This window comes from Burkholderia sp. 567 (assembly GCF_040545115.1).
Lineage (GTDB): Bacteria > Pseudomonadota > Gammaproteobacteria > Burkholderiales > Burkholderiaceae > Burkholderia > Burkholderia ambifaria.
In genome coordinates this window covers 967,105-984,829 of sequence record NZ_JBEPLG010000002.1, presented here as the reverse complement: position 1 = coordinate 984,829, position 17,725 = coordinate 967,105, and the positions used below count along the sequence as shown (strand labels likewise).

Sequence of the window (17,725 nt, the reverse complement as noted above, 5' to 3'; positions counted from 1 at the left end):
ATGTTCATCGACACGGGTTCTCGGTCGCCGGCGATATGCCGGCCGGGCGTGCGCCGGCGGCGCCTTTTTGCGGTGGGTACGGCTGGTCCGGACACGATGCCGTTGCCGGCCGAACCCGAGCTCGGCGACATTGTCTTCATCCGCGTGACGGTGCGGCCGTTTCTCGAAGTGGCGAGCGCGACGCGCTCGTGGACGAATCACATGGGGATCGTCGTCGGCGAGCGCGGCGGCGAGCCGCTCGTCGCGGAGAGCACGTTTCCGCTGTCGCGCGTGACGACCATGTCGCGGTTTCTCGCGCGCTCGGATCGCGGCGCGTGCGTGATCGCGCGCTTGAAGCAGCCGCTCGACGCCGCGCAACGGCGCCGGCTCGTCGACGCGGCCATGCGCCGGCTCGGCGTGATCTACGACACGGGCTTCAATCTCGCGTCGCGCCGGCAGTTCTGTTCGCGTTTCGTGCGCGAGGTGGTGCGCGATGCGACGCGGATCGTGCTCGGTGACGTCGAGACGTTCGATGCGCTGCTGCGCCGCAATCCCGATCATCCGCTGGGGTTCTGGAAGATCTGGTATTTCGGCCGGATTCCGTGGCAGCGCCGTACGGTGACGCCGGCGAGCTTGCTCGATAGCGGTGAGTTGCGCGTGGTGATGGATACGCGTGGGCGCGATGCCGGCGCGCGGGAGCCGCGAGGTTCGGACGATGCGGATATCGACGGCGCGTATGACCGTTGACGCGGCACGTTCCGGGTGTTGAACGAGGGTGGCGTGTGGCGGGGGTAGGCCGCTCAAACGACGGGCGGCCGGGTACGACGCATCAAGCGAACGAGATCACGAGTTTCTTGCCGCAAGCTGCCGCGTATTTGCGCAGCGTATCGATGGACGGTGAATGCTGGCCCGTTGCGAGCGCCCGCTCGAGTCGTGTCACCGCCGGTGCTTTCGTACCCATGCGCTCGGCCACGTCGGCTTGCGACAGGCCGGCGTCTCGCCGGGCAGCGAGCATCACGTCGAGCAGGGCGAGTTCTTCGCGGTTCAGCCGTTCGTATTCGGCGCGCACGTCGGGGTTCGACAACGCGCGCTCGCGCAGCTTCTTATACATTGCCATCTTGAACCTCCTTGAGTCGACGGCGGGCGATTTCCAGTTCCTTCCGCGGCGTCTTTTGCGTCTTCTTCACGAAACAATGCAGCATGACGATACGCCGGGCGACGATCGCGCAGTAGAACACCCTCGCGATACCTTCGGCACCCTTCAGTCGCATTTCATACAGCCCGTTTCCCATTGACTGCGTGTGCGGTTCGCCAAGATTCGGGCCGTACTGCTCCATGCGATCAGCGAGTGCAAAAAAACGGGCAAGCAGCGTCGTCGGTAACGTGACGACTCCCGTCTCCACACGCGCATTGAAGAACTGAATTTCGTACGAGTTAGGTAGCACAGTAACAAATATGTTATGTCGATGCAAGTGGAGCGTTCGGCCGCGACTGCGGATGCAGGCGGCCGGGCAGACGTTCGAAGCGTCGTTACGTCTATCGGGGAGGTCGATCAGGAAGGCGGTACCCGACCAGGTTCGGGCGACCTGAATCGGGCGAGGTGTGCGATTCGGTGTCGGCTCAGATGGCGCAGTTTGGAAGCGCCAGCAGAGTCAATTCCGTCCCGCCACCGCGAGCCGCGCGGCCAGCCCGACGAATACCGTGCCGAGCAGATACTGCGGCAGCTTCGACGGCCGGCGGCGCGCGCCGATTCGCTGGCTCAACCGGCTCGCGGACAGGATCACCGCGCCGTTGACGACGAGCCCGATCAGGTTGAGCACCGTCGCGAGCACGAGAATCTGCACGGCGATCGAGCCGTGTTCGGGACGCACGAACTGCGGGAACAGCGCGAGGACGAACAGCGCCATCTTCGGATTCAGCAGGTTCGTCGTCAGGCCCTGGCGGAAGATCGCGGCGGCCGAATGGCGGCGCGGCGACGCGACCGGCGACAGCGCAGTCGCATCCGAACGGAACGTCTTCCACGCGAGATAAAGCAGATAGGCGGCACCCGCGAAGCGCACGGCGTCATAGGCGAGCGGCACCGCGACGAAGAGCTGCGACAGCCCGAGCGCGGCTGCGAGTGCGTGGCAGTAGGTGCCGGCCTGAATGCCCGCGAGCGTGGCGAACCCCGCGCGGCGGCCCTGGCTCACGCTGCGCGATGCGATCAGCAGCATGTCGGGGCCGGGTGTGACGGTCAGCGCGAGGCACGCGCCGGAGAACAGTGCGAGCGTGGAGAGGTCGATCATGGAAGTCCCGTCGTGCCGGAGCGGCGTGAAAGGGAGATCAGTGTAGGAGTGCGTCCGGCGCGGGTCAATTGGCCGAACGGCCGATGATTCGATGTGCCGGCACAGCCGATCGCCAACGGATTCGCTCCGTTTTCGACGCGCCGACGAACTCGTGCCAAGCGCGCCACGCGCGAATCGAGCGCACGCGCCGTCGCGCCCGTTACTGCTTCCTGCAAGCCACCTGATAATCGATCACGGTATTCGCCGACGGCGTGTCCGGCTCACCGCCGGCCGTCGTCACGCCGAGCACGCCGGCCGCGCTCCGATATCGCAGCGCGCAATACCCCATGCCGGTGCCCGAGCATGCTTCGGCTTCGATGATCCCGTGCTTCGCGAGCGTCGCCGCGCCATCCATCTCGTTCGGTTTTTCGTGCGGACGCAGCGGCTGCCAGCCGTGCGAGATCAGGATCTTGCGTGCCTTGTCGAGTGGTTTGCCGTACACGTTGGGCACGACGGCACGGCCGTGACAGTACGTGCGTTCCGCTGCGACCGCGGTCAGCCGCAAGCCGCCATTCTCTTCGCGCAGCTCGCCGACCGGCGCCGACGGACCATCGCCGCCCCACACCAGCAGCGCGCCGCTTTCCAGCGGCTCGACCGAGCCGAGTTGCCAGCCGGACGCGCGCGCCGTATAGCCGAGCGCGACGAGCGTCGTGCCGTCGAAGACGCCGATGTTTGCGTTGCGCGCAAAGCAGATCGCGCTCGTCCCCGGCTTGAACCCGCTCGCGAACGTGACGACCGTATAGCGGCCGAGCGGCGCCTCGGACGTCACGATCCAGCCGAGCTTCGCGACGTCGCGGCCGGCCGCAGTTGTGGTCTTCGCGCGATATTGCGCACAAAACGCGTCGAGCGTGCCGTTCTCGGGCGAGTGCGGCAGCGCGCCGAGCGCAACCAGCGACGCGCCCGCGATATCGGAAGCCGTACGCAGCGCCTCGGCCTCGGCCGACGCCGCGCCGCCGAACATGACGCACGCGAGTGCCGCGAGCGATGCGACGCGGCGGGCCAACGGCCGGGCGGCGATGCGGCGCACGTCGGCTCAGCCCTGCGCGATCACGTCGATCCGCAGTGCTTCGCCACCGTCGACGATCGCCAGCAGACGATCGACGTTCGGGTGCGCACCCGGGCGGTTGCGCGCGTCGGCGGTGTGCTCCGCGAACACGGCGAGACCATGTTCAGCGGCCTTCGCATCGAGCGTGCCGAATGCCTGCTTCAGATAGTGATACACCGCGAGCGAGCCCTGCTTGCCCGGCTGGTTCTCGATGCTCGCGACCACGTCGCCGTTCGCGCCGACGAGATCGATGCGTGCGATGCCGTCGATGGCCGGCAGTTGCGCGAGGTTGTCCTTGAATACTTGGGTCGGTTGAATCACTGAAACACTCCGTCGGTTCGGTCATGGGCCAATCGGGCCGTATCTTATCCGATCGTCATCCGGCCGGCCGCGGTGCACCGGCGAGCCGCACCGCGCTGCCCGCCACCGTCGGCATCGCGCGGGCTTTTCCGCTAGAGTAGGAGATCACCGGCCGCATCCGCCGCCCACGCCGGCACGCGGCGGCCACGTCCCGCCATTGCATTGCACACGAGGGCCCCGATGGACATTGAGCAACGCTACACCGCCAATGCGCCGACGCGCGCGGAAGTCGACGCACTGGCCGGTAACACCGTGATCGAATTCGGCGCGAACTGGTGCGGGATCTGCGCGAGCGCGCAGCCCGCGATCGTCGCGTCGCTCGCCGCGCATCCTGCCGTGCGGCATGTGAAGATCGAGGACGGCCCGGGCCGGCCGCTCGGCCGGTCGTTCCGCGTGAAGCTGTGGCCGACATTGATATTCATGCGCGACGGGGTCGAAGTCGCGCGCGTCGTGCGCCCCGCCGACGCGAAGCAGATCGAAGCCGAAGGCTTCGCCGCACTCGCCTGAGGTAGCCATCATGCAACAGGCCATCACGCACATCGGCGTTGAAACGCACGGGAGCGGCCTCGTCGAGTTCACATCGCAGGCGCGTGCGTTCGTCGACCAGCAGGCGATCCGCACCGGGCTGCTGACGGTTTTCTGCCGCCATACGTCCGCGTCGCTGCTGATCCAGGAGAACGCGGATCCGTCGGTGCAGCGCGATCTCGAACGCTACTTCGCGACGCTCGCGCCCGAGGACGCCACGCGCTACGAGCACGACACCGAAGGTCCCGACGACATGCCCGCGCATCTGCGCACCGCGCTCACGCAGGTGCAACTGTCGATCCCGGTCGAGCATGGACGCATGGTGCTCGGCACCTGGCAGGGCATCTATCTGTTCGAGCATCGTCGCGCGGCGCATCGGCGCGACATCGTGCTGCATTTGATCGGCGAATGAGCGCGGGAGTGCGAACGGCCGGGCAGGCCGGCACGTGACGCAGCGCGGCCGCGCTCAGCCGAGCAGCTTCTCGACGAGCGCGCCGAGTTCGCGCAGGTGAACGGGCTTCGGCAGGAACGCGTCGAACACCTGCTGGTTCTCGCGCAACGCGGCCGATTCGTACGCGCTGACGCCGAGGATCGACGCAAACCTGCCGTCGTCGTCCGGTTGCGCGACCATCCGGATGCGGCGCGCGACTTCGAAGCCGCTCAGGTCCGGCAGTTCGAGATCGAGCACGACGAGGTCGTAACGCGCGTCGCCGAAACGCGCGACGCCTTCATGCCCGGTGCCGCACAGATCGGCGTCAACGCCGAGCGCTGACAGCATCGCGCCGAGCGTTTCGCGCGCATTGTCGTTGTCGTCGACCACGAGCGCGCGGCGGTTGCGACGCACGTCGACGGCCTGCCATGCGGGCGCGTCGCCGGCCGTGTCGGCGGCATCCGGCGCCTCGGCCGGCAGCGTGACGACGAACTCGCTGCCTTCGCCGACGGCGCTGCGCACGTCCACATGGCCGCGCAGCGTCGTCACGATCTCGCGCACGACGGCGAGCCCCATCCCGATGCCGTCCACATGCAGGCCGACCGCGTCGTTCGCGCGGTAGAACGGCTCGAAGATCTTCGGCAGATGCTGCTTCGCGATACCGGCGCCCGTATCGCGCACCGCAAGTTTCAACTGCCGGCCGGCCGGCGTGTCGACGAGCCGGATCGAAACGTGGATCGATCCGTCGACGGTGTACTTCACCGAATTCTCGATCAGGTTGGACAGCACCTGCCGCAACAGCTTGCGATCGGAGCGGATCGCGAGGTCGTGCGGCTCGACCAGCTGCGAGATCGCGATCCGTTTGGCCGCGATCTTCGCGCGCAGCGGATCGAGCACCTCGGCGAGCAGCGACGCCATGCCGACCGTTTCGGCTTCGGCGAGACGCTTGGTCGAGCGCAGCTTGATGTAGTCGGTCAGGTCCTTGACCAGCGCCTCGAGCGACGACGCGGAATTCTGCAGCCGCCGGATCGTCTTCAGGTTCGCGTCGGATTGCGGCCGCGCGAGCAGGATCTCGATCGATCCGCAGATCGCCTGCAGCGGCGTGCGCAGTTCATGACTGACCATCCCGAGGAACGCGTTCTTCGCCTCGATCATCTCGAACGCGCGATCGGACGCCTTGCGCTCCGCATCGAGCGCCGCGTCCTGGCGTTCGAGCAGGTCGTCGCGCGTGCGCATCGTATAGAACAGCAGCAGGAACAGCGCGCACAGGATCACGCCGAGGATGATGCCGAGCGACAGGATCGCGCGCTGCTTTTCCTTCAACTGATGGAACGTGAAGTCGCGCTGCGCCATCTCGATCGCGCGGAAGTAGTTCGCGAGGCCGTTGACCTTCGGCCAGTGCGCATTGACCTCGTCGATCACGCGCTGTGCGTCGTTCGGTGCGTTGCGCAACGGCGGCACGTCGCGCTTCAGGCGCGCCATGAATTCGCCGAGCGCCGCGATCTCGCCGCGCGCGCGCGGGATGCGCAGCCAGTATTGGGACACCTCGGACGGCCGCTGCAGGAACCCGAACGACACCGACAGGCTGTCGAGCTGCATCTGCACGTGGTCGTAGTCGTCGTCCACGTGCGTCGCGTAGAGAATCAGCTGGCGGTCGAAGCGCGTGTAGACGTTGCGGTATTGCGCGGCGGTCCAGAACACGCCTTCACGCGGCCCTTCGAGCACGCCCTCGTTGACCGACGTCGCGAGCAGGTCCCACAGCAGGAATGCCCACGCGGCAAAGCCCAGGATCCACAGCGACCCCAGGACCAGGATGATCTTTCTGTTCTTCCACCGCCCGCGCTTCATGTCGCCCGCTTACTTCACGGTCAGGCCGATGATCTGCCACGCGAACTTGGCTTCGCCGAGCGGCGTCTTCAGCTCGTCCGGATACTGGTCGCGCGGATACATGATCCACAGCGGCCCGTAGTTGTCGTTGCCGAGCACCTTGCCGTTCATCGTGCGCGCGAGGATCACGCCGTACTTGTCGGCATCCGACACGGGGATCGTGAACGTGTACTCGTCGATGCAGCGGAACTCGATCTGCGTGCCGTGCGCGTCGACGGTCTTCAGCACGTCGGACAGGCGCGGGCCGGTGAAGGTCGCCTTCGGCGTCCAGCTCGTCGACGTGACGATCGTGTACTGCGGCAGCGCCATCAGCGCCTGCTCGGAAAAGACGAACGTCGTGTTGCCGGGCTGGTTGCTGCGGCCGATCTTGCCGTCGACGGTGAACGTGAACGACGCGGCCCAGCTCGCGGCGGCCATGCCGAGCAGGCCGGCCGCGACCAGGCTCTTGATCCAGATCGTCGAGATTCGCATGTGTTTCCCCTCGGTCGTGTTCGGGTTCGAGTTCGTGTGATGGTGGGTGTTCGTCGTGGTCTCAGCTCGCGACGGCGGCGCCCGCGGCGCTCGCGGCGGCCGGCAGCGTGATCTTCAGTTCGCGTGCGACTTCGGCGAACAGGATCGGCAGGCGCACCGGCTTTTCCTCGCAGCGCGCGTTGTAGTGCGACACGATGTGCGCGATCTCGTCCTCGCTCGCCTCGCCGGTGGAGATCTTGCCGGTCAGCAGGAAGATCGGCGCGCCGCCGTTTTCGCTCGAGCGGATGCCGCGCACGAGTTCGGCGGCCGTCTGGTCGCCGAGCATCCAGTCGAGGATGTAGCCGTCGAAGTCCTCGACTTCCAGCGCCTTGCGGAACGACGCGCCGTCGAAGTAAGGCACCGCGTTCACGCCTTTTTCGATGAAGTATTCGCACACGGTTTCGGCGACGTCCTGCGAATCGTCGACCACCGCGATCCGCGCGGCATAGACGGTCGGCTGGCTCGAGCGCAGCTCGATGACGTCGACCGGATAGGTGCGGCCTTCGCGCGCGTGCTCGCGTTCGGTGACGATCCATTCGCCCTGCCACTGCAACGCGACGAAATCCGTTTCGATCTGGCTGCTGGCCTTCGCCGAGATCGCCGCGCGGCAGCGAAAGCGGCGCGACTCGATCACGAGCGTCGCGTCGATCATCTCGGCGGCGGCCGGCTGCGTGCCCTTGTCGTCGAGCAGGATCGCGGGCGGCACGCCGAAGTGCGTCGCGATGTCCTGCAACTGCGACAGGTTCCACGGGATCAAGCCTTTCATCTTGCGCGTGACGACCGAGAAACTGAGGCCCAGCACGTTCGCGATCGTCGTGTTGTGACTGCGCGGCGGAATGCCGTTGCGCGTCAGCAGATCGCGCACCTTGGTGGCGGTGATGAGATCGACGTTGGCCTGCTCGCTAGTGGACATCTGGAAAGGGTCTCCTGGGTTTTAGCGACGAAGAGCATATTCAAAAGTGACGCGATACGCAAACTTTGAAATCGCGATTGACCTTGACATGCCATATTTCTCCATTATTATTGCTCACCACGTCACTATTGTTTGTCGCGTCAGGTTTGGAGGCCGGTATCGAACACGGTCATCTGGCGAAAAGCGGCAGCCAGCACGTGACTGAACGATTCAAAGAGAGAGCCTGAGAGAGCCTTGGAGTGCGTGTCGGCGTTGGCGAATTGTATTCGCCTCGCCGCACGCAAACCGGGTGCGCGCTCGCGGGGGTGGGATAGCGCGAAGCAGTGCGGCGCAGATAAAACGTGGGGAACGCACACATGTATCGCCGTTTGCTGGCACCGGGGCTGCTGTTGCTGTTGGCCGCGTGCGCGCAGGATCCGTCCGTTACACGCAACACGGTGCGGATCTGCGATGACACAGGTTGTTCCGATCGCCCTAAAGATCAGGTGTCCTATCAAAAAAGGGACGAGGCGGACGGCCGCGAAGATCCGCGCATCGTTGCGCTGAAGCAGGCCGCGAAGGCGCAGCCCAAGGCCGCCTACGACCTCGGCCTGCGTTATTTCCGCGGCGACGGCGTGCGCCAGGACAGCTATCAGGCACTGAAGTGGATGCGCGACGCCGCCGAGCGCGGCGACCTGAACGCGCAGAAGGCGCTCGGCAGTTTCTACCTGTTTGGCCTCGAGGAGATGGGCTCCGATCCGCGCGAAGCGGACAAGTGGCTGTCGATCGCGGCGAGCCGCGGCGACAAGGAATCGAAAAAGCTGCTCGAGCTCGCCCGCAAGGCCAAGAAGGAAGACGAGGAAGACTGGAAATGGCGTACGCAATGGCGTGACGTCTATTACGGCTACTGGTACTCGGGCTATCCGTACTACGGCGTCTGGAATCAGACGTACTGGTACTACTGACCGGACCGAAAGCAACGGGAGCTGCAGCGGGGAGACCACCATCGCGCAGCCACGCCGGGGGGGCTTATCGAAGTTCGCACGAACATATACGCCGAACAACGACTCTATCGATCGATAACGACATGAAGACCAACCTTTCCCAACGTCTCACTCAAGGTGCGCTGGTTGCAGCGCTTTGCGCGTCGGTCGCCGGCTGCGGCGGCGTGGTGACGCCCGGCGGCCAGAACGCGGGCGTGTCCGGCGCCGCGGCGGGCGGCGCGAGCGCCGGCGCCGATACGACGCTGCAGCGCTGCACGTCGCCGCTCGGCACGATCGCCGTCGACGACGGCCGCAACGCCGACTGGTGGGGCCCGTTCGGCAGCGCGACCAAGATGACGACCATCGACCCGCTGCTGCGCCTGGCCGTGCAGCAGTCGAACTGCTTCGTGATCACGTCGATCGGCAACCAGAAGAGCGACGCGCGCCTGTCGCGCATCACGCAGTTGCAGCGCAACTCGGGCGAATACCGTGCGGGCTCGAAGCAGCAGAAGGGCCAGCGCGTCGCGGCCGACTACTACATGGAACCGCAGATCGTGATCAACGATTCGGCGGTCGGCGGCATCGGCAGCATGATCGGCGGGCTGATCGGCAACAGCGCGGTCGCGGCGGTGGCCGGCCATCTGCAGACGAAGGCATCGGTCGTGACGCTGACGCTGTTCGACGTGCGTTCGGCCGTGCAGATCGCGGCGTCGGAAGGCAGCTCGACGGCGACCAACTACGGCGCGGCGCTGGGCGGCTTCGGCGGTGGCGTGGGCGGCGCGCTGTCGGGCTTCTCGGCGACGCCGGAAGGCAAGGCGACCGTCGTCGCGTTCATCGACGCCTACAACAAGATGGTCGTCGCACTGCGCAGCTACAAGGCGCAGGACGTCAAGGGCGGGCTCGGCCGCGGCGGCCAGTTGCAGGTCAATTGAGGTTCCGGGCCGGCGCTGCGAGCCGCGCCGGCCGAACCGGGGACGTTGGATGCGCCGCATCGCCCCTGAATTGCATCTCGTGCCGTCGGCTTGCCGGCGGAATTGTATTGGCGCGCGCGGACGGGGAGCGATGTCACGACTTGTCCGAGGGGACAAGACGTTATGGGCGATTGCGCCGCTAGGATTCGTTCGAGTTCAAAACAAGCATTGAAACAAATCGGACATGTACTAAAAGGATAATACACAACTGATTTTCGCAGTGTCGTTTGGCATGATCGGGATGTCTCTATCCCGAATGCATTCATCGTGACGCCCAGCCCGGCAGGGAATCTGCCGCATGTCCGCATCCCCGGGCACCGTCACGCCGAGCCATGCCATACAGCACGCTTCAGTCCATTCGCCGCTACCAGAGCATTTCGATGTTCGGTGGCGGCATCGTCGTCACGATCCTGATCCTGATCGCCTGCGGGCTCGGGATCACGTCGATCGTTTACGGCTATCTGGACGGTGAGCGGCGCAATTTCCTGAACGGCGTGGAAGAGGCCGTCGACGAGGTGCAGGTGGCCGAGACGTCGTTCCGCAACGGCGTCGCGAACACGCAGCTGATCTGGCACGAGCTCGGCGCGGCGCCTCCCGACGTCGTGAACGCGTTTTTCGCCAACGGCCAGCAGTTGGCGATCAAGCCGTATCCGTCGCTCGTGGTCGGCGTGCCGGGGCAAACCGGGCAGCGTGACGAGGTGGCGCGCTATCTCGCGCTGTCGTTCCTGCTGTCGCGCATCGGCGCGGCGAGTTCACTCAATCGCGGGCGCACGCTCGAGGGCTACCACTACAGTACGCGCACGGGCATGTTCGGCTTCGTGCCGCATCTGTCGCGCGACAATCCCGCGCTCGCGACGCCCGACGCGCGCGCGCGTGTCCTCGCGGCGCTGCACGTCGATTTCGACGGCCCGGCGCCGACCGACGGTCGTCCCCACGTTCGCTGGCTGCCGCCCTACATCAATCCCGTGACGGGGCAGGCGCGTATCCGGATCGCCGCCGAAGCGCGCGCGGACGGCCAGCCATTCGCGGTGCTCGTCACCGAATACGCACCGGAATACCTGCTGTCATGGCTGCCCGGGCGCGGGCCGGCCGGCGTGTTCTTCATCGCGTCGGCGGACAACCGGCTGATCGCGATCGACCCCGGCATCGAGCGGACCAACGCGCTGACCGAGCGCCTGCTGAATCTCGATGTCGCGCATGCCGACCGGGCCGCCGACGAGCCGCTCTTTCGCGATGGCGCGATCGTGTTCCGCTCACGGCTCGCGGCCACCGGCTGGACGATCGCCTATGTACTGTCGTGGGCCGACGTGGCGGCCGGCATCGGCGTGCAGGCCGGCGCGCTCGCGGCGTCGACGCTCGTCGCGATCGTCGTGATGTGGCTGCTGCTCGTGCGATTCCACCGGCGCGTGCTCGTGCCGGTCTACGCGCGTTCGGCCCGCGTGTTCGAGAGCGAGGCGCTGTGCCGCAGCGTGATCGCGATGGCGCCGGTCGGCATCGGCCTCGTGTCGCTGTCCGACCGCCGCGTGATGCTCGCGAGCGATGTGCTGGCGCAGATGCTCGTCCCGCACGGCGGCGATCACCACGCGTTGGCCGCGCAGGCGCTGGCGCAATACGACGCGTTCGTCGCGAACGGCGGCGCGGGCCGCACGATGATGACCGAGCTCGTGCTCGATGCGCACGGCGACGCGCCGCTGCACCTGGAGGTCATCGCGCACAGCGCGCGTTATCAGGGCGAGGACGTGCTGATCGCGATTTTCGCCGATACGACCGCGCAGCGCCGGCTCGTGCATCAGCTCGAGGAAGCCGTGCGCGCGGCCGATTCGGCGAATGCGGCCAAGTCGTCGTTTCTCGCCGCGACGAGCCACGAGATCCGCACGCCGCTCAACGTGATCCTCGGCAACCTCGAGTTGCTCGAGCGCACGGCGCTCGATGCGTCACAGCAGAGTCGCGTGCAGACGCTGCGCGCATCGGCCGAGGGCCTGCTCGCGATCGTCAGCGACATCCTCGATTTCTCGAAGATCGAGGCCGGCGCGATGACGGTCGAGTCGATCGAGTTCGACGTGATCGCGGTGATCGAGCGCGAACTGGCGGCGTTCGCGTCCGTCGCGAGGGCGAAAGGGTTGCCGCTGTTCGCCGATATCGATGCGAGCGCGGCGCAGCGTATGCGTGGTGATCCGACGCGGCTCGCGCAGGTGGTCGGCAACCTGCTCGGCAACGCGATCAAGTTCACCAGCGAAGGCCGCATCGTCGCGCGCGTGGCGGTGGGCCACGACGTAGGCGGGAGGCCCGAACTCGCGATCGGCATCGAAGATACGGGCATCGGGATCGATCCCGCGCAACATGCGAGGCTGTTCAAGCCGTTCTCGCAGGTCGACGCGTCGATCACGCGGCGCTACGGCGGCACGGGGCTCGGGCTCGCACTGTGCGATCGGCTGGTCGCGGCGATGGGCGGGACGATTTCAGTCCACAGCGCGCCGGGCATCGGCAGCCTGTTCACCGTCCGCCTGCCGCTGCGCATGGGTATCGCGCCGAAATCGTCGGTGGTTGCCGGCGACAGGCGGACGCTGATCGTCGTGTCGCCGGAGGACGCATGGCGCGCGTTCGCCTTTCCGCATCTGCGTGCATGGGGTTTCGATGTCGCGATGCATCCGAGTCCGATCGGGATAGCCGCCGGGTGCCTCGTGCGTGCTCACGCGATCGTACTCTTCGGCGATTCGGACCAATGGCGGCGCGAGGAGCTCGACAGTCTCGGCGGCGGCACGCCGGTCGTGCTCGCCACGCCGGACGGTCCGCTGCAGCCCGACGTCGCGGGTCGCACGATCCGCGTGTCGAGCTATTCGCTGAACGGGCTGCGCACGGCGATCGAGCAGGCGCGCGTCGCGACTGCCGAGCAGCGGCCCGCGCCTGCCGCCGGCAAAGCCGGTGATGGGCAACCCGAGACGGCTTCCGGCGCGCGTGTGCCACGCGTGCTGGTCGCCGACGATGCGTCGGTCAACGGGTCGATCTTTCGCGAGCAGCTCGACGTGCTCGGCTGCACGGTGCGGTGCGTGTCGTCCGGGGGGGCCGCGCTCGATACGCTCGCGAACGGTGCATGGGACGTGCTGCTGCTCGGCGCCGACCTGCCCGACATGTCGGCCGGGCAACTGGCGGAAGCCGTCCATGCGCGCGCGCTGCCGTGCGACATGATCGTCGTCGCATCGCATCTGGCGCCCGACGACGCGCAGCGTTACGCCGCATCGAACGTCGAGTGCGTGTTGACGAAGCCGGTGACGCTGGCCGACTTGCGTCGCGCGCTTGCCCGAGTCGCGCGACAGCGCGGGATCGCGTTTTCTGCCGCCGCGGCGGACGAACGGCCGGCGTCGAGCGCAATGGCGGCAGCGGTGGCGCACTGGCCGGGAAGATAAAAAAGCGACGCCATGGCGGCATAGATCGCCGGCGTTCAAAACGGGGAAGGCAGACACGCCGCATCGTACAGATGCCGCGTGATTTCGACTGAGAAGGAAGGGTAAGGCCGTGCGCTATATGGGAAAGGTGTTCGGGCTGCTGATTGGATTTGCGACGCTGCCGGAGAAATCCAGACGGGATTTCCTCACGAAGCTGAATGAATTCATGATGATGTCGCCGTCGCAGAAGCGGCGGGCCATCACCGAGTGGCAGCATGCCGCGGATGACGGGTCGGGCGAACCGGACAAGTCCGTGGCCAAACGTTAGACAGCGGCCGAGGCCGTTTCGCGGGACGGGATGGATCGACGGTATGGGGAAGGCCGTCGATCGGATGTGCGTGGGCGGCGAATCGGCGAACGTGCCGCCGTCGTTGCGACGCCGTGTCCGGGCCTGGTGGACGGCGCGTCGGCGGGTGCGTCGAAGCCTGGCGGGCGCGGTCCGGTGCAAGCAGCCGCACGTCGATTTCTCGCGGCGACGCGGAACCCGTCTATTATCTTAAAATTACGCTGCGCACCGCCCGGTTCGCTGAACATCGCAACGCGACCGTGTCGCGATCGGCGCGTCGCACAAACATCGCACGTCGGGCCGCGTGTATCGGGAGAAGAATATAGATGGATGAATTTTTTGTGCGAGTGATGGTAGCGGACGATCATCCTTCGTCCGCACTCGGGATGTCGCAGGCACTCGCGGGCAGCAGCACGATCAAGCTGCTCGGCACCGTGTCGAATTCGACCGACCTGGTAGCGATGCTCGACGTGCAGCAGAGCGACGTGCTCGTCGTCGATTATGTGATGCCGGGCGGCAAGTATGGCGACGGTCTCGCGTTGTTGTCGTTTCTGCAGCGTCGCTATCCCGCGCTTCATCTCGTGACGATCACGATGATCGACAATCCGAGCGTGCTGCATGCGATTCAGCGGCAGGGCGTCGGGTGCATCCTCAGCAAGTCCGACGCGATTTCGCATCTGGTCGGCGCGGTTCACGCGGCTTATGTTGGCGCGAATTATCTGTCGCCGTTCGTCAAGCAATTGCTGGAGGGTACCGAGACGTCGCCGGGCACGCGCACGCTGACGGCCCGCGAAATCGAGGTCGTGCGACTGTACGGCGCCGGCCTGACGGTTGGCGAGATCGCTGTTCAGCTTCACCGGAGCAAGCAAACGATCAGCTCGCAGAAGTCGAGCGCGATGAAGAAGCTCGGCATCGTCCGCGACGCGGACCTGATCCGCTATGCAAGCGAGGGCCAACTGCCCGAAATGCCCGGGACCAATGCGTAGACGGGCAACCGGCGGGCAGCACCGCGTAACCCGGGCGGCGCATGACGCCGCGCCGGCGCCGAGTCGACTTCGACGATCCGTATGCCCACCAAACTGAAAGCGCTGATTGCGAACGCCACCGCTACCGCGGGACGCAAGCCGTTCGAGCCGGGGCGCGTGCGCCGCCAGCAGCAATGGCTGCTGTACGCAAGCGGCGCGGCGATCACGGTGTTCGTGCTGGTGTGCACGGCACTTGTGGCGCGACTCGACCTGCAGGAATCGCTTGCGCAGTACCGGTCGGGGTTCCTGATACGCAAGGCCGAACTGCTGGCGGAGATGGAGGTGGTCAGGGCCCTCCAGAATCGCTACGTCGAAAACCTCGAACTGATCGCCAAGCATGGCGCGAGCGTGTCGCCCGATACGCTCGGGCGGTTTGTCGACGATCACGGCAGGATGGTTGCCGTCGGCCACGCGGGGCGTGTGGCATTTGCGGCTTTCGCGCTCGCTTCGTCATCGCAACCGGAGAAGGCCTACGCGCCGTTGCTTCTCAAGTTGCTCGCGCAAGGCGAGGTGACGGGCAACATGCCGCCGCAACAGGCCGGCGATCCGGGAATGGGCGCGTACATCATCGATCCGGACGGCAATTTTGTCATTGTGACCGGGTATCCGCTGGTCAAGCAGGTGCTGGCGCTGCCGGCCGGCTTCGACATCAAGGCATTGATTCGGCAATTGCAACCGCCGCCCGACTTCGTGTCGATGGCATCGGCATCGGATAGCCGGAAGGTTCTGCTCGATCGGCGCGACGACCCGCTGACCGGACGCTCGACGCTGCGGTTCGCACAGGCGGTGCGCGACCCGCAGGGCAAGCCGGTCGCATGGTTCATCGCGGTCAGCCGGCCGGAGATCGACGATTTTCTGCGTTCTTCGTCCGCCGGCAAGGATTACGCGCTCGTCAATCAGGCGGGACAGGTTCTGACCGGCCGCGAGGTCGCCCCCGCGCTGACGGCCCGTGCGCTCGACTATGCGCACAAGGCGGGCAGGGAACGGGCGGCCGCCCATCGCGTCGGCATGAATATCGTCATCGGCGACCGGATGCCGGGGTTCCGCGAGGTGTTGACCGCGACCTTCTCGTGGCGCAGCCTGTTCGATGACATGGCCGGCCGCCTGGGGGTCGCGATCGGTCTCGCGCTGCTGGCGATCGGAACGGTGTGGTTCGCGATCGTCATGTTCGACCGGCGCGCGCTGCGCCCGGCGAACCGTCGTGCAATCCGGCTGATCGAAAGCGAGGCGCTGAACCGCACGCTGATTCGCACGGCGCCGGCCGGGCTGATGCTGCTGTCGCTCGCCAACGGCGACACCATGGTGCGCAACGAGGCCGCGCAGGCCTACGGCGACACCGATGCGGCGGCGTCACTCGGCAAGCGCATCTGGCAGGCCTATCACCGCGGTATCGCGGGCGGCCGGGCGCCGCGCGTCGTCACGCACGAATTGTCGGTCGACCTCGTCGGCGGCGGGACGACCTATCTCGCCGCGCATATCGTCCGTACGCGCTATCGCGGCGTCGACGTGTTGCTCTGCACGCTGACCGACATCACCGCGCGCAAGCAGATGGAAGACAAGCTGCGCGAGGCCCGGGAGGCGGCCGACGATGCGAACAAGGCGAAGTCGACGTTCCTCGCGACGATGAGCCACGAGATCCGCACGCCGCTGAACGCGATCGTCGGCAATCTGGAATTGATGGAACGCGCGCCGTTGCCGGCCGAGGAGCGGCGACGCCTGCAGACGGTGATGTCGTCGTCGGATGCGTTGCTGCGCGTGATCAACGACGTGCTCGATCTGTCGAAGGTCGAATCGAACCAGATGGTGCTGGAGGCCGTGCCGTTCGATTTGCGTGCGGTTGTGCGCGACGTCGCGGCGATCTTCCATCCGCTGGCCGCGGCCCGGCACCTCGCGCTCGAATGCAGGATCGACCCGCAACTGGCCGATGGCTATGTCGGCGACCCGACTCGCCTGCGTCAGATCGTGTCGAATCTCGTCAGCAACGCAATCAAGTTCACCGAGCGCGGCAGCGTGACGATCGAGGCGCGACCGACGGCCACCGTCGGTCAAGCGCGTGGCGTCGAGGTGGTGGTACGCGACACCGGTATCGGCATCGCGCCGGAGAGCCTGCCGACGTTGTTCGACGTGTATGTCCAGACCGATGCGTCGATCTACCGGCGCTTCGGCGGCACGGGGCTCGGACTGCCGTTGTGCCGGCGCCTCGCGCGGCTCATGCATGGCGACCTGGCGGTCGAAGCCCGGCCGGGCCAGGGCGCGACGTTCATCGTGTCGCTGCCGCTGTCCGCCGCTCCGTCCGGATGGCGCGTCGCGTTCGACGAAACGGAATCCACCGCGTCGTCGTTGCCGGCATACGCGGACGAGGAGACTCCGCTGCGCGTGCTCGTCGCGGAGGATCATCCGGCGAGCCGCGCGCTGCTGCGCGATCAGCTCGATGCGCTGCATTGCGACGCCATGCTCGTCGCGAACGGTGTCGAAGCGATGCGCGCGTTCTTCGCGCATTCGTTTGACGTGGTGCTCACCGATCTCGGCATGCCGGAACTCGACGGCTTCGCGCTCGCGAACTTCCTGCGCGAGCAGGGCGCGAAGGTGCCGGTGATCGCGATGACCGCGCATGCGACTGAGGAGGATCGGCGGCGCTGCGCGCAGACCGGCGTCGCGGAGGTCGTGCTCAAGCCGCTGTCGATCGATGCGCTCGGCGCGGTGTTGCGGCGTCACGGAGGACGCGGCGCGGCGGCATCGCATCCGGTCGATCGTGCCGACCGGCCGGTGCCGCCCATGACGGACGAGATACGCGAAAAATTGCATGCCTCGACGCTGCACTCGCTGGCGAAGATCGATGCCGCGTTGCTGCGCGGCGACGTCGCGTGCGTCAGCGGCGAACTGCATTCGATGCGAGGCGGTTTCGCGCTGGCCGGCGACGTGGACTCGAGCGATGCATGCGCGAACGGCGAGCGGGTGCTGGCCGCGGGCGGTCTCGATGCGCTGAAGCTGGAATGGCCGGAGATACGCGTGGCGATGGAGGCCGCGCTGTCGAGATTGGCCGGCGTCTGAGCCGAATGGCGCCG

17 protein-coding genes are annotated in these 17,725 nt (G+C 66.5%); 9 read left to right on the top strand and 8 right to left on the bottom strand.

The features are described from left to right. Entirely contained in the window at positions 1-726 is a 726-nt protein-coding gene (locus ABIC50_RS09900) for a YebB family permuted papain-like enzyme (RefSeq protein WP_354163461.1), read from the top strand. Between the two features lie 82 nt (positions 727-808). Here ABIC50_RS09900 and ABIC50_RS09895 read toward each other — a convergent pair whose 3' ends face one another. The 5 genes from ABIC50_RS09895 to ABIC50_RS09875 form a co-directional block, all read right to left on the bottom strand. Continuing rightward, complete coding sequence (locus ABIC50_RS09895; RefSeq protein WP_175728120.1) at positions 809-1,096, bottom strand: helix-turn-helix domain-containing protein; 288 nt, start codon at positions 1,094-1,096, stop codon at positions 809-811. Next, positions 1,083-1,451, bottom strand: a complete 369-nt coding sequence (locus tag ABIC50_RS09890; RefSeq protein WP_241244804.1) for a type II toxin-antitoxin system RelE/ParE family toxin — start codon at positions 1,449-1,451, stop codon at positions 1,083-1,085. Before ABIC50_RS09890 ends, ABIC50_RS09895 begins: the two co-directional genes overlap by 14 nt. Before the next feature lie 180 nt (positions 1,452-1,631). Next, positions 1,632-2,264, bottom strand: a complete 633-nt coding sequence (locus ABIC50_RS09885) for a LysE family translocator (RefSeq protein WP_354163459.1) — start codon at positions 2,262-2,264, stop codon at positions 1,632-1,634. Between the two features lie 199 nt (positions 2,265-2,463). Beyond that, positions 2,464-3,264, bottom strand: coding sequence for a hypothetical protein (locus ABIC50_RS09880; RefSeq protein ID WP_354163671.1), 801 nt, complete (start codon positions 3,262-3,264; stop codon positions 2,464-2,466). A gap of 72 nt (positions 3,265-3,336) precedes the next feature. Then, positions 3,337-3,669, bottom strand: a complete 333-nt coding sequence (locus tag ABIC50_RS09875) for a DUF2322 family protein (RefSeq protein ID WP_105833665.1) — start codon at positions 3,667-3,669, stop codon at positions 3,337-3,339. A 219-nt stretch (positions 3,670-3,888) separates the two neighbouring features. Here ABIC50_RS09875 and ABIC50_RS09870 point away from each other — a divergent pair, with 219 nt between their 5' ends. Together ABIC50_RS09870 and ABIC50_RS09865 are read left to right on the top strand one after the other, a co-directional pair. Next, complete coding sequence (locus ABIC50_RS09870) at positions 3,889-4,215, top strand: thioredoxin family protein (protein ID WP_354163457.1); 327 nt, start codon at positions 3,889-3,891, stop codon at positions 4,213-4,215. A gap of 10 nt (positions 4,216-4,225) precedes the next feature. Next, positions 4,226-4,645, top strand: a complete 420-nt coding sequence (locus ABIC50_RS09865; protein WP_011660074.1) for a secondary thiamine-phosphate synthase enzyme YjbQ — start codon at positions 4,226-4,228, stop codon at positions 4,643-4,645. 54 nt (positions 4,646-4,699) lie between these two features. Here the strand turns inward: ABIC50_RS09865 and atsR are convergent, their stop codons facing one another. The 3 genes from atsR to ABIC50_RS09850 all read right to left on the bottom strand — a co-directional run bounded on the left by atsR (position 4,700) and on the right by ABIC50_RS09850 (position 7,973). Continuing rightward, the gene (atsR, locus tag ABIC50_RS09860) at positions 4,700-6,511 is read right to left on the bottom strand and encodes a hybrid sensor histidine kinase/response regulator AtsR (RefSeq protein ID WP_354163455.1); all 1,812 of its coding nucleotides are present in this window, start codon (positions 6,509-6,511) and stop codon (positions 4,700-4,702) included. 9 nt (positions 6,512-6,520) lie between these two features. Beyond that, positions 6,521-7,021 carry a putative pterin-binding protein gene (locus ABIC50_RS09855; protein WP_011660076.1) on the bottom strand — a complete coding sequence of 167 codons (501 nt, stop codon included), beginning with the start codon at positions 7,019-7,021 and terminating at the stop codon, positions 6,521-6,523. Positions 7,022-7,082: 61 nt separating this feature from the next. Continuing rightward, positions 7,083-7,973: a helix-turn-helix domain-containing protein gene (locus ABIC50_RS09850; RefSeq protein WP_354163453.1), complete on the bottom strand. Its 891-nt coding sequence runs from the start codon at positions 7,971-7,973 to the stop codon at positions 7,083-7,085. A 356-nt stretch (positions 7,974-8,329) separates the two neighbouring features. On the opposite strand from ABIC50_RS09850, the gene ABIC50_RS09845 reads away from it, so the two are divergent. From ABIC50_RS09845 to ABIC50_RS09820, 6 genes are all read left to right on the top strand, one after another. Next, on the top strand, positions 8,330-8,917 hold the full coding sequence (locus tag ABIC50_RS09845; RefSeq protein WP_354163451.1) for a tetratricopeptide repeat protein: 588 nt from the start codon (positions 8,330-8,332) through the stop codon (positions 8,915-8,917). A 122-nt stretch (positions 8,918-9,039) separates the two neighbouring features. Continuing rightward, complete coding sequence (locus ABIC50_RS09840; RefSeq protein ID WP_011660079.1) at positions 9,040-9,867, top strand: hypothetical protein; 828 nt, start codon at positions 9,040-9,042, stop codon at positions 9,865-9,867. A gap of 371 nt (positions 9,868-10,238) precedes the next feature. Continuing rightward, positions 10,239-13,310: an ATP-binding protein gene (locus tag ABIC50_RS09835; RefSeq protein WP_354163450.1), complete on the top strand. Its 3,072-nt coding sequence runs from the start codon at positions 10,239-10,241 to the stop codon at positions 13,308-13,310. 118 nt (positions 13,311-13,428) lie between these two features. Further along, the gene (locus ABIC50_RS09830) at positions 13,429-13,617 is read left to right on the top strand and encodes a hypothetical protein (RefSeq protein ID WP_126226441.1); all 189 of its coding nucleotides are present in this window, start codon (positions 13,429-13,431) and stop codon (positions 13,615-13,617) included. Between the two features lie 344 nt (positions 13,618-13,961). Beyond that, the gene (locus ABIC50_RS09825; protein ID WP_126226442.1) at positions 13,962-14,621 is read left to right on the top strand and encodes a response regulator; all 660 of its coding nucleotides are present in this window, start codon (positions 13,962-13,964) and stop codon (positions 14,619-14,621) included. Between the two features lie 81 nt (positions 14,622-14,702). Continuing rightward, a complete protein-coding gene (locus ABIC50_RS09820; RefSeq protein WP_354163449.1) occupies positions 14,703-17,711 on the top strand; it encodes an ATP-binding protein in 3,009 nt (1,002 codons plus the stop codon). The last annotated feature ends 14 nt before the right edge of the window (positions 17,712-17,725 follow it).